This is a genomic window from Amycolatopsis sp. PSD-21 (genome assembly GCF_055561455.1).
In genome coordinates this window covers 4,544,508-4,556,317 of sequence record NZ_CM145712.1, presented here as the reverse complement: position 1 = coordinate 4,556,317, position 11,810 = coordinate 4,544,508, and the positions used below count along the sequence as shown (strand labels likewise).

At 70.4% G+C, this 11,810-nt stretch carries 10 protein-coding genes; 3 read left to right on the top strand and 7 right to left on the bottom strand.

All coding sequences use genetic code 11. The features are described 5' to 3' along the window. The first annotated feature begins 61 nt into the window (after positions 1-61). Positions 62-961 carry a PAC2 family protein gene (locus ACZ1DY_RS21440; protein WP_126732014.1) on the top strand — a complete coding sequence of 300 codons (900 nt, stop codon included), beginning with the start codon at positions 62-64 and terminating at the stop codon, positions 959-961. 262 nt (positions 962-1,223) lie between these two features. Here ACZ1DY_RS21440 and ACZ1DY_RS21435 read toward each other — a convergent pair whose 3' ends face one another. From ACZ1DY_RS21435 to ACZ1DY_RS21425, 3 genes are read right to left on the bottom strand one after another with little or no spacing between them, the layout of a single operon-like run. Continuing rightward, positions 1,224-2,048 (bottom strand): metallophosphoesterase family protein, encoded by an 825-nt coding sequence (locus tag ACZ1DY_RS21435; RefSeq protein WP_465485516.1) that lies wholly within the window; start codon positions 2,046-2,048, stop codon positions 1,224-1,226. Between the two features lie 15 nt (positions 2,049-2,063). After that, positions 2,064-3,302 carry an MFS transporter gene (locus tag ACZ1DY_RS21430; RefSeq protein WP_465485515.1) on the bottom strand — a complete coding sequence of 413 codons (1,239 nt, stop codon included), beginning with the start codon at positions 3,300-3,302 and terminating at the stop codon, positions 2,064-2,066. Further along, positions 3,299-3,877: an ArsR/SmtB family transcription factor gene (locus ACZ1DY_RS21425; RefSeq protein WP_465485514.1), complete on the bottom strand. Its 579-nt coding sequence runs from the start codon at positions 3,875-3,877 to the stop codon at positions 3,299-3,301. Before ACZ1DY_RS21425 ends, ACZ1DY_RS21430 begins: the two co-directional genes overlap by 4 nt. Positions 3,878-4,027: 150 nt before the next feature. Between ACZ1DY_RS21425 and ACZ1DY_RS21420 the strand changes: the two genes are divergently transcribed. After that, the gene (locus tag ACZ1DY_RS21420) at positions 4,028-4,498 is read left to right on the top strand and encodes a MarR family winged helix-turn-helix transcriptional regulator (RefSeq protein ID WP_465485513.1); all 471 of its coding nucleotides are present in this window, start codon (positions 4,028-4,030) and stop codon (positions 4,496-4,498) included. Between the two features lie 148 nt (positions 4,499-4,646). Beyond that, positions 4,647-6,254, top strand: coding sequence for an ABC-F family ATP-binding cassette domain-containing protein (locus ACZ1DY_RS21415; RefSeq protein ID WP_465485512.1), 1,608 nt, complete (start codon positions 4,647-4,649; stop codon positions 6,252-6,254). Positions 6,255-6,304: 50 nt separating this feature from the next. Here the strand turns inward: ACZ1DY_RS21415 and mshC are convergent, their stop codons facing one another. From mshC to ACZ1DY_RS21395, 4 genes are all read right to left on the bottom strand, one after another. Further along, positions 6,305-7,543, bottom strand: a complete 1,239-nt coding sequence (mshC, locus tag ACZ1DY_RS21410; RefSeq protein ID WP_465485511.1) for a cysteine--1-D-myo-inosityl 2-amino-2-deoxy-alpha-D-glucopyranoside ligase — start codon at positions 7,541-7,543, stop codon at positions 6,305-6,307. Positions 7,544-7,617: 74 nt separating this feature from the next. Then, the gene (locus ACZ1DY_RS21405) at positions 7,618-8,382 is read right to left on the bottom strand and encodes a MerR family transcriptional regulator (protein ID WP_465485510.1); all 765 of its coding nucleotides are present in this window, start codon (positions 8,380-8,382) and stop codon (positions 7,618-7,620) included. A gap of 19 nt (positions 8,383-8,401) precedes the next feature. Beyond that, the gene (locus ACZ1DY_RS21400) at positions 8,402-10,360 is read right to left on the bottom strand and encodes a vWA domain-containing protein (protein ID WP_465485509.1); all 1,959 of its coding nucleotides are present in this window, start codon (positions 10,358-10,360) and stop codon (positions 8,402-8,404) included. Further along, positions 10,357-11,754, bottom strand: coding sequence for an ATP-binding protein (locus tag ACZ1DY_RS21395; protein ID WP_465485508.1), 1,398 nt, complete (start codon positions 11,752-11,754; stop codon positions 10,357-10,359). The genes ACZ1DY_RS21400 and ACZ1DY_RS21395 overlap by 4 nt, the downstream gene beginning before the upstream one ends. Positions 11,755-11,810: the final 56 nt, after the last annotated feature.

Genomic DNA, 11,810 nt, shown 5'->3' with positions numbered 1-11,810 from the left:
CCGGCGAAACGCCACCGGACATGCCCAACGCCGCATGGCCGCCTGGTCGTAGGCTGGTCCGGTGAGTGAGCCCGTCGACGAGACCCAGCGGCCCGGCCGCGACCACCCGGATGACAGCAAGCCGATCATGATCGTCGCCTTCGAAGGATGGAACGACGCAGGTGACGCGGCCAGCCGGGCGGTCGAGCATCTCCAGCTCAACTGGGATGCGACCCCGCTGAGCGAGCTGAGTCCTGACGAGTACTACGACTTCCAGGTCAGCAGACCGACCGTGCGCATGGTGGACGGCGTCACCCGAAGGGTCGACTGGCCGACCACCCGGCTCTCGGTGTGCCGCCCGGAGGGCTTCAGCCGGGACATCGTGCTGGTCCAGGGGCCCGAGCCCAATATGCGCTGGCGGGCCTTCTGCGCCGAACTGCTGGAGCACATCCAGCAGCTGGAAGTCGCCACGGTCGTCACCCTCGGCGCGCTCCTGGCCGACACCGCGCACACCCGACCCGTCCCGGTCACCGGGACGGCGTACGACAAGGACACCGCTTCGCAGTTCGGCCTGGAGCTGAACAACTACCAGGGGCCGACCGGCATCGTCGGGGTCCTGCAGGACTACTGCGTGCAGGCGGGGGTCCCGGCGGTGTCGATCTGGGCCGCCGTCCCGCACTACGTCTCGCATCCGCCGTCGCCCAAGGCGACGCTGGCACTGCTGCACAAGCTCGAAGACGTCCTCGACGTCGAGATCCCGCTCGGCGCGCTGCCCGAGCAGGCCGAGGAGTGGCAGCGGACGGTCACCGAGATGGCCGAGGAGGACGAGGAGATCAGCGAGTACGTCCGGGGGCTCGAGGAGCGCGGCGACGCGGAGACCGAGTTCACGCTGGACGACGTCAGCGGGGACAAGATCGCGGCCGAGTTCGAGCGGTACCTGCGGCGTCGGCGTCCCGGCCAGGACGGTCCCGGGCGGGGCTGAGCCAGCCCGAAGTCCGTGAAGGCCTCCTTGAGGGACTCTGGATCTCTCAAGGAGGCCTTCACGGACTGGGAACACCAGGTATGCGGCGTGCGTCAAGGCGTAACTCGCGTGATCAGGCGCGTAACTCGCGTGTCTGGAAGCGACACTCGCGAGTTACGCCGCTGATCACGCGAGTTACGCCTTCAAGCACGCGAGTGCGGCGCCACCGCACGTCTCGTGAGTGGCTAGGACGGTTCTAACCGTCCTAGCCACTCACGAGGCGTCAGAAGATGCGCCGCAGCGGGATCGGCCCCCGCGACCGCTTCCGCCACTCACGCGGATAGCCGAGCGAAACCTCCTCGAAGCGCACACCGTCCGCCTCCGTGGAGCGCGGGATGTGCAGGTGCCCGTAGACGGCGACCTCCGCCCGGAAGCGCCGGTGCCAGTCCTCGGTCTCCGTCGTCCCGCACCACAGCGCGAACTCCGGGTAGTACAGCGGCTCGGTCGGGTGCCGGTGCAGCGGCCAGTGCGACATGAGGATCGTCCCGTGGTCCTCGGGGATGGCCTCCAGCCGTTCCGTGCTGATCTTCACCCGGTCGGCGCACCACGCCTGCCTGCTGGGATACGGGTCCGGGTGCAGGAAGAACTCGTCCGTGCACAGCACGCCTGCCTCCCGCGCCTGCTCGATGGCCGCCAGCATCGGCAGGCCGTCGGCCGCGGGGGTGCGCCAGCTGTAGTCGTACAGCACGAACAGCGGGGCGATCGTCAGCGGCTTGTCCTGGTGTTCCCACACCGGGTACGGGTCCTCCGGGGTGAGGACGTCGATGTCGCGGCAGCGTTCGACCAGGTGCTCGTAGCGAGCCTGCCCCCGCAGCTGACATTCATCCTTCTGGGTGGTCCACAGCTCGTGGTTTCCGGGCACCCAGACGACCTTCGCGAAGCGTTCGCGCAAGGTCTTGAGCACCCCGATCACGGATTCGGCACGTTCGGCGACGTCACCGGCCACGAGCAGCCAGTCGTCGGGGGTCCGGGGGACGACCTCGTCGACGAGCGGGGCGTTGCCCTCATGGGTGACGTGGAGGTCGCTGGTGGCGAAGAGATGCGGCACCCCACCACCGTAGCTTCACCCGGACCGGGGAACCGCCGGAATCGCGTCACGGCGCCGCCTGCCTGACAGCGACACCCCCAGCACGACCAACGCCGAGACGGTGTGCAGGCCCGCCTGGACGTTCAGCAGGACGCCGGTGCCCACCACGTCGAGCAGAACGCCCGTGAGCAACGCGCCCAGCGCCGTGAACCCCGCCGTCCCGGCGAAGACGGTGCTCAGGACGCGGCCGGAGCGCTCAGGGGACGCGGCGGTCTGGACCAGCGAGAGCAGACCGGAGCCTGCGAGTACGCCGGGCGCACCGACCAGGCCGAAGAGCCCGATGAAGACACCCAGCGACACGGTGAGCGCGGGCAGGTTCCAGATCACGGCCGACAGCAGGCCGAGCGCCAGTCCGCCCCAGCCGAGCAGGGCCACGGGCGCGACCTTGCGGGCGACGGTGGCGACGGCGAATCCCGCGGCCAGTCCGCCGAGGGCCTGCACACCGCGCAGCAGGCCGACGTCGCCTTCGGTGCCGTCGAGGATGTCGAGCACGAACACCACGAACAGCACCAGGAACATCCCCTGTGCCAGGGACGTCAGCACCACGACGACACCGGCGAGGCGAAGACGCCCTTCGCGGCCGATCTCGCGAAGCCCGTCGATCCAGGCTCGCACCACCGGTTCGTGCGGTCCGGCCGCTTTCGGCGCGGCGACACGGCGAAACGGGCGCGCCAGCAGAGCCGAGCCGATCACCAGCACGCCGAGATACGCCACGACGACCCAGCCCAGACCGCCGAAACCGAGCAGGAGGCCGCCCGCCCAGCCGCCGGCGAGACGGGCGACGCTGCCGTTGATGCTCATGAGGCCGTTGGCGCCGATCAGGTCGCCGGGAGCGACCAGCTCCGGCACGAGCGCGTTGCGCGCGGGTTCGAACAACGAGGCCAGGCCCGCCTGCGCGGCCATCACCCCGTAGATCACGAAGACCGGGCCGCCGGACGCGACGAACAGCAGCGGCAGCGCCACGAACGCCTGCCCCGCGCACACCACGCAAAGCACCAGCCGCCGGTTCCAGCGGTCCGCGACCACACCGGCGACCGGGCTCAGCAACACCGCGGGCACCAGGCCGAGGACGATGCTCAACGCCGTCGTGGCCGCCGAACCGGTCGCCTGGAAGACGAACACCGGCAGCGCGATCTGCAGCATCCACTCGGCGGTCTCGGAGAAGAAGGCGGCGATCCACAACCGCGCGAAGGCGGGTTCCCTCAGCGGTTTCATCTGCTCGGCTTCCCCTCGGCGTCGATGCGGAGGAACGCCCGCAGTCCCAAGTGGACCGGCAGTGCCTCCGCGGGAGCGTCTTCACGGATCGCACCGACGTAGGGCCGCACGAGCGCGTCGATCTCCCGGACCAGCTCGTCCAGCTCCGTCGCGGTGACCCACAGGGAGTAGTTGCTGATCCCCGACGCGTCCCGCCATTCCTTGTCGAGCCGGTCGGCGGCGTCGAGATAGCGCTCGGTCAGCTCCTTTTCCCGCGCGAGGGTGGTGCCGACGACCGCCAGCTGCGCTCCGTGCAGCTCCGGGTCGTCGCCGAACTCGATGCCGACCTGGCACGCCCGCCACGGGCGCTCCCGCCCGTCCTCCCCTTCGACCCGCTCCACGAGACCGTGCCGCGCCAGCTGACGGAGATGCCAGCTGCAGTTCGACGCCGTCGAGCCGACGGCGTCGGCGCACTCGCTCGCGGTCCGCGGACCGACCGCCATGAGGTGATCCACCAGCGCCGAACGCAGCGGATGCGCCAGCGCCCGCATCAGCTCGACGTCTTCGATCCGCTTGCGCGGCGGCAACCCGGTCATCGCCCGATCCAATCTGAAAGGACTCTTTCGAAAGTTCTCTTTTAGATTCACAGGTGGCCGACGGGCTGTCAAGTAAGCCCGATACCCTTGCCGATGCGGCTACTGCATAGCGCAGTAACTGCACAATTCAATCACTGACCAAGGAAGCACATGCCCGACCAGCGAGAACTCGCCACCGCGGCCGCCCTGGAGATCCCCCGGTTCGTCAGTGCGACCGTCCTGTTCCAGACGGCCATGGCGGAGCGGCTCGGGATCAGCGCCACCGAACTGCACGGGCTCCAGCTGGTCATCAGCGGCGCCGCGACTTCGCCGACCGGGCTGGCGCGAGCGCTCGGCATGACGACCGGCGCGGTGACCCGGATGCTCGACCGCATGGAGGGCCAGCGTCTGGTCGAGCGCGTCCCCGATCCCGCCGACCGGCGGCGTCTCGCGATCCGCCCGCTCCCCGACCGGCTGGCGGAGGTCGCCGACCTCTACTCCCCCATGGCCCGCTTCTTCGGCGACCGCCTCGGCAGGCTCGACCGCCGTCAGCTGGCCGCGCTGCTCGGCGTCATGACCGACGGGCGCGCGTTCGCCGAACAGGAGGCCGCTCGGCTGCGATCCGAAAAGAGGGTTGACTAACGCTACATAGGTTGCGTTAGATTGCTCCCATCATGGACAACTGACATCACGCCTTCCCCGCTCCGAGGCGGCTTCGGTCGAGCACCGCTCCCGTAAGCCATGAGGCCCGGCGGGGTTCCCTCATGTCCGAGAAGCACGGTGATGTCGTATGTCTCTTTCCCTGATCGCCAAGGACCTCGTCCACTCCTACGGTGCCCGCGTCGTCCTCGACGGCGTCGACCTGACCGCTTCGGCCGGACAGCGGCTCGGCCTGGTCGGCGAGAACGGCGTCGGCAAGTCCACGCTCCTGCGCCTGCTGGCCGGTGTGGAAGAGCCGCACGGCGGCGAGGTGCTGCGCGGCGACGACGTCGGGTTCCTCTTACAGGAGCTGCCTTTCGCGCTCACCGCGCGGTTCTCCGATGTCATCGACGACGCGCTCGCCGAGATCCGGCAGGCGGCGGCGAGGCTCGACGAACTGACCGCGGCGCTCACGGATCGCCCCGACGACGAAGCCGTGCTCGACGAGTACGGCACCGTCCTGGAATGGGCCCAGGCGCACGACCTGTGGGACGCCGACCGGCGGGCCGAGGTCGTGTGCGCGGGCCTCGGGCTCGCCGGGATCGACCCGGCGCGCGAACTGGGCACGCTGTCCGGCGGGCAACGGTCGAGGCTCGGCCTCGCGGCCCTGCTGATCCGGCGGCCGGGCACGCTCATCCTGGATGAGCCGACGAACCATCTCGACGACGCCGCGATGGAGTTCCTGGAGCAGCATCTCGCGTCGCTGACCGGGGTTCTCGTGCTGTCGTCACACGACCGCGTGTTCCTCGACGCGGTGTGCACCGACATCGTCGACCTCGACCCGGCGCTGGGCGGCCCGACCCGGTACGGCGGCACGTATTCCGACTACCTGGACCAGAAACGGGCCGAACGGGCGCGCTGGGAACAGCGCTACGCCGAGGAACAGGACGAGCTCAAGGAACTGCGCGAATCGGTGGCCGTCACCGCGCGCAACGTCGCGCATAACCGGCCGCAGCGCGACAACGCCAAGATGCTCTACGACTTCAAGACCGGGAGGGTGCAGAAACAGATCTCACGCCGGGTCCGCAACGCCCAGCTGCGGCTGGCCGAACTGGAACGCGACCAGGTGCGGAAACCGCCCGCGCCGCTGCGGTTCCAGGGCGAGCTGACCGGCGAGCCAGTAGAGGGCAAGACGGCGATCTCCGTGCGGGACATCGAGATCGCCGGGCGGTTGCGGCTGGCGACCTTGGACGTCACCACGACGTCGAGGCTCCTGATCACCGGCGGGAACGGCGCCGGGAAGTCGACGTTGCTGTCCGTCCTCGCCGGCTCGCTGATGCCCGACTCCGGCACCGTCCTTTCCGGACGCGGCGTGCGGATCGGCATGCTGGCTCAGGACGTCGCGTTCGCCGAGCCGGAGAAGACGGCGCAGCGGACCTATGCCGAAGCCCTCGGCGAGGACGCTCCCCCGTTGCGAGGCCTGGGTTTGCTGGCTCCGCGCGATCTCGGGACCCGTGTGGGCGCGTTGTCGGTCGGGCAGCGGCGGCGGCTCGCGCTGGCGTTGCTGATCGCCGACCCGCCGGAGGTGCTCCTGCTGGACGAGCCGACGAACCACATCTCGCTCACGTTGGCCGAGGAGTTGTTGACCGCGCTCGATTCCGCACCAGGTGCCGTCGTCATCGCGTCGCACGATCGGTGGCTGCGGCGCGATTGGGCAGGTGATCACCTCCGGCTGGAGGCCGGACGCGTCGCCGTGTAGGGCGTTATACACACTGATGGGGCGGGAAGTCCCCACCCCATCAGTGTTCGTCAGAGCTCGATGCCGAGCAGCGCGTCGACCGCGTTCCGGATCAAGCCGGGCGCGGCCGGGTCGGTGCCGGAACGGTTCAGCGCCTGCTCGGCCCAGGCGTCGACGGCCGCGAGCGCCTTGGGCGTGTCGAGGTCGTCGGTGAGGTGGTCACGCAAGCGTGCGACCGTGTCCTCCGCCGCCGGGCCGGTGCCGAGGGACACGGCTTCGCGCCAGCGCGCGAGGCGTGTTTCGGCGTCCGTCTGCAGCTGCGCGGTCCACGGCCGGTCTTCGCGGTAGTGGCCGGCGAACAGCGCGAGCCGGATCACGCCGGGGTCGACCTTGTCGGCCCGCAGCCGCGAGACGAACACGAGGTTCCCGCGCGACTTCGACATCTTCTCGCCGTCGAGGCCGATCATCCCGGCGTGCACGTAGTGCCGCGCGAACGGCCTGTCCCCCGCGACGGCCTCCGCGTGCGCGGCGCTGTACTCGTGGTGCGGGAAGATCAGGTCCGAACCACCGCCCTGGACGTCGAAGCCGAGGCCGAGCCGGTTGACCGCGATCGCGCTGCACTCGATGTGCCAGCCCGGCCGTCCCGCGCCCAGTTCGGACTCCCACGACGGCTCACCCGGCCGCGCCATGCGCCACAGCAAGGCGTCGAGGGGGTGCCGCTTCCCGGGACGGTCCGGGTCGCCGCCGCGTTCGGCGAAGAACTTCGCCATGGTCTCGGCGTCGTAGTTCGACTCCGAGCCGAAGTGCCCGGTCGCGTTGTGCTCGAAGTAGATGTCCGGGTACTCCGCGTCGTCCGCGCGGTAGGCGCTTCCGTTCGCCACCAGTTTGGCGATGACCTCGACGATCTCCGGGATGCTCTCGACCGCCCCGACGAACTGCCGCGGTGGCAGCACCCGCAGCGCGGTCATGTCCTCGCGGAACAGCGCGGTCTCGCGCATGCCGAGGACGACCCAGTCGTCCTTGTCCCGCTCGGCGCGCTCCAGCAGGGGCTCGTCGATGTCCGTCACGTTCTGCACGTAGTGGACGTCGTGCCCGGCGTCCCGCCACAGGCGGTTCACCAGGTCGAATGTCAGGTACGTGGCGGCGTGCCCCAGATGGGTGGCGTCGTACGGCGTGATGCCGCAGACGTACATCCGGGCGGTCGACCCGGGCGCCGTGGGGCGGATCTGCCCCGTCGCCGTGTCGTGGAGCCGCAGCGGACGGGGGGTGCCGGGGATACGGGGCACGTCGACCGATGACCAAGTCTGCATACCCCGACTGTAAGCGGAGCCGCCACGCCGTTCCCGTCCGGTGGGAGAGCAACACGGCCGGAGTAATCGATTCGCTATCCCGTGACCCGTTCGGCGTTGGCGTGGATCGCGTCGCGGATGTACTCGCCGAGACCCGGACGCTGGTCGGGCTCACGCACCAGGAAGCCGAGCTGGACCGGTTCGGTCGCGTACAGGGTGGCGAGCTCCCGGTGCGTCGTGAGGTCGCAGTCGCCCATGAACGCCGAGAGCATCCGGCGATGCTCCTCGGCGAGGTCCATCGCCTCAGGGCTGCCCGCGGGCGCGCCGGAGTCGAAGACGGCGAGCAGCCGCCGGACCCACTCCTCCCGGACCTTCTCCGCCTCGATCCATTCCTGTTTGGTGCGCGGCACGGCCGCCGCCCGCCAGTGCGGGGTGTCACCCCACCGGCGGACGGCCTCCTCCGCGTAACCCTCCGGCTCACGGAACTCGCCGAAGACCTCGAAGCGCTCCTCCGGGGTCAGCGCGGCACCGGCCTCCTTGGCCGCGATCACCCGTTCGACGGTTTCGGCCATGCGCGTCAGCTCGCCGATCCGGTCGGCGAGCAGCGACCGCTGGCGCCGCAGGTGCTCCAGCGCGTCCACCGCCGGGTCTCCGGTCATCTCCGCGATCGTGTCGAGGCCGAACCCGAGTTCGCGGTAGAACAGGACGCGCTGCAGGCGGTCGAGGTCGTCGTCGCTGTAGCTCCGGTATCCCGCCGCCGTCCGCCCGCTCGGGCTCAGCAGGCCGATCTCGTCGTAGTGATGCAGCGTGCGCACGGTGACCCCCGACAACGCCGCGACCTTTCCGACCGAGTACCCCATCGGGCCAGCGTAAGGGAGTTCAGCGCTTCCTGGTCCGCAGGTAGTCGCCGACCACGGCGGCGCCGAGCCCGTCGAGGTCCGGAGCGACGACCCGCCCGCCCGAGCGGCGCGCGATGACGTCGACGAACTCCGTCAGGCGCGGATCGTCCCCGAGCCGGAACACCGTCACCGACGCGCCCAGCTTCGCCATCCTGTCCACTTCGGACAGGGTCTTGAGCAGGGTCCTCGGCTGCGGCGGATAGTCGAACTCGGCCGTGCCGTCGGGTTCCAGATGCGCCGTCGGTTCGCCGTCGGTGACCATCAGGACCACCGGCTGCGCGTCGGGGTGCCGCCGCAGATGGCGTCCGGCCAGGAGCAGCGCGTGGTGGGCGTTGGTGCCCTGTTCCCAGGTTCCCTCCATGCCCACCAGCTCGGCCAGTTCGACCGACGTCGCGTAGCGGCCGAAGGTGATCAGCTGGAGCGCGTCGTTGCGGAACCGGGTGCTGATCAGCTGGTGCAACGCGAGCGCCGTCCGCTTCATCGGCAGCCAGCGCCCCTCCTGCACCATCGACCACGACGTGTCCACGAGCAACGCCACCGCCGCGCGCGACCGATGTTCGGTCTCGACCACCTCGACGTCGGAGACGTCCATCCGGACCCGCCGCTCGCCCACCGAAACCGAGCGCAGCACCGCGTTGCGGACCGTCCTGGAGACGTCCCACGACTGCATGTCCCCGAACCTCCACGGCCTGGTGGCGCCGGTCGGCTCGCCCGCGGCTCCGGCGGACTCCGTCTCCCGCTGGCCGGTCTTGCCGCGCAACGCGTTCACGACGTCGGCGAGCGCCGTCTCCCCCAGTCGCCGCAAAGCCTTGGGCGACAACCGGAGTGTGCCGTCGGGCGCACGTTCGAAGATGCCCTGGCGCCGGAGCTCGCGTTCCAGTTCGGACAGCCGTCGCGCGTCGACGCCCGCGTCCGGGCCCAGCTGCCTTTCGAGCGCCTCGACGTCGATGTCCTCCAGCCTCGCGCCGGGGTAGGACTGGCCGAGCTGTTCGGCCAGCGCGTCCAGTTCGGCGAGATCGGACATCGCCCGGGCGCCGTCGCCGAGGCCCAGTGGGTCGTTGCCCCGGAAGCGTTCCGACGACGTCCAGTCCTCGCCCGGCCGCAGCGCCCGCAACTGGGCGTCCAAAGTGGACAGCTGCTGCGCGAGCCTCGGGTCGCCGAACGCCTGCTGAGACAGTTCCGCCAGTTCGGCCCGCTGCTCCGGTGTCAGGGAGTTCAGCATCCGTTGCGCGGCCGCGGCGCGGGCGGCGAGGACGTCGATCAGCTCTTCGACGTTCTTCGGGTTCTCCGGGAAGAACTCGCCGTGCTCGCGCATGAACTCCGCGAACCGCTCCGGGACATCCTCCCTGCCCTGTGCGTGCGCGGCCAGGAGCGCGTTGAGGTCGGCGAGCATCCGGTTGACCTGCTCGGCCTGTTCCGGCCCGGCGTTCCGCAGCGCCTCCTTCATCCCCTCGAAGCGGGAATCCAGCAGCTCACGGCCGAGCAGGTCGCGGATCTTCTCGTAGTTCTCCCTGCCCTCCCGCGAGCGCCAGTCGTACTCGGCGAGTTCGCGCACCGCCGCGGCCGTCCCCGGCGGCAGAGCGTCCAGCTGTGCCTCGCGGAAACGGGCGTCGTCGTCCGGATCGGGGAACAGCTCGCGCCGCTCGGCCTCCAGTGCCTGGTCGAGCAGCCGCTGGACCTCCTGGAGCGTGCCGTCGAGCCGGTGCCGGCGCTGGATCTCCGACCGGCGCTGCCAGAGTCGCCTGGTCAGTTCGTCGAGCCCGGCGGTGCGCGGGGTGCCGCGGCGCAGTAGTTCTTCCAGTGCGGACCGGGGCGAAGCGCCGGCCATGACGTCGCGGCCGATCTCGTCGAGCGCGTCCCGCAGGTCGGCCGGCGGCGCCAGCGGATCCGGGCCGTTGTCCCACGGCCCGTACGAATAGCCTTCCGGGAGGAGGCTCATCGGCCGTAGACGGTCGTCGAGTCGTCGGAGTCCTTGGCGAGTTTCCTCGACAGGAACAGCGATTCCAGTGCCAGTTCCACCGCGGCGGCGATCCGCCCGGCAGGCTCGTCCGGACCCACGCCCGCACGCGCGGCGACGTCGTGCAGTACGGGCAATTCGGGCAAGGCGGCGAGGACGTCCTTGCCGGGGACGCGTTCCCCGGTGGCGACCAGATGCCCGGACTCGACGGCGTCGGCCAGCGGCAGCAGATCCAGTCCGGCGAACCGCGACCGGGCCGTCTCCGCGACCGCCCGCCGCAGCAGGTGCACGAGATGCTCGGTCTCGCGTCCCTCCTCCCCCGGCTCGAATTCGAGCTTGCCGCGCAGGACGCCGGGGACCGCGTCGAGGTCGACCGGCCGGGCCACGGCGGGTTCCTCACCGGTCAGCGCGGACCGGCGCAGTGCCGCCGCGCCGACCGTTTCCGCTGCCGCGACGGCGAACCGGGCGGAGACACCCGACCGTTGGTCGATCACCGGCGACTCGCGCAGGTTCCGCACGAACCGGGCCAGCACCTCCAGCAGCGGCTCACCGACTTCGGCGACCAGGTGGGCCTCCTGCCGGACGACCGCGATCTCCGCCACGACGTCGAGCGGGTAGTGCGTGCGGATCTCGGCGCCGAACCGGTCCTTGAGCGGGGTGATGATGCGGCCGCGGTTGGTGTAGTCCTCCGGGTTGGCCGTCGCCACCAGCAGTACGTCCAGCGGCAGGCGCAGCGTGTAGCCGCGCACCTGGATGTCGCGTTCCTCCATCACGTTGAGCAGCGCGACCTGGATGCGCTCGGCGAGGTCCGGCAGCTCGTTGATCGCCACGATGCCGCGGTGGGCGCGCGGGACGAGTCCGAAGTGGATGGTCTCGGGATCGCCGAGGCTGCGGCCTTCCGCGACCTTCACCGGGTCGACGTCACCGATCAGGTCGCCGACCGAAGTGTCCGGTGTGGCCAGTTTTTCCGTGTACCGCTCGTCGCGATGGCGCCAGGTCACCGGCAGCGCGTCGCCGAGTTCGGCGGCACGGCGGCGCGATTCCGGGGTGATCGGGTCGAGCGGATGCTCGGCAAGCTCGGCACCCTCGATGACGGGCGTCCATTCGTCGAGAAGCCCCGCGAGGGTGCGCAGCAGGCGGGTCTTGCCCTGGCCCCGTTCACCGAGGAGGACGACGTCGTGCCCGGCCAGCAGCGCGCGTTCGAGTTGCGGCAGCACGGTGCGCGAGAACCCGACGATCCCCGGCCAGGCGTCTTCCCCGGCACGGAGCTTGGCGAGCAGGTTGTCGTGCAGTTCTCGGCTGATCGACCGCGGCAGGTGACCCGCCGCGCGAAGGTCCCCGGCGGTCCGGGGCAGGTTTGCGGGAACATCGTTCACCCGTTCGACGCTACGTCGCGAGTCTGGACCTGTCGACGTGAAGCAACTCCAGCTCC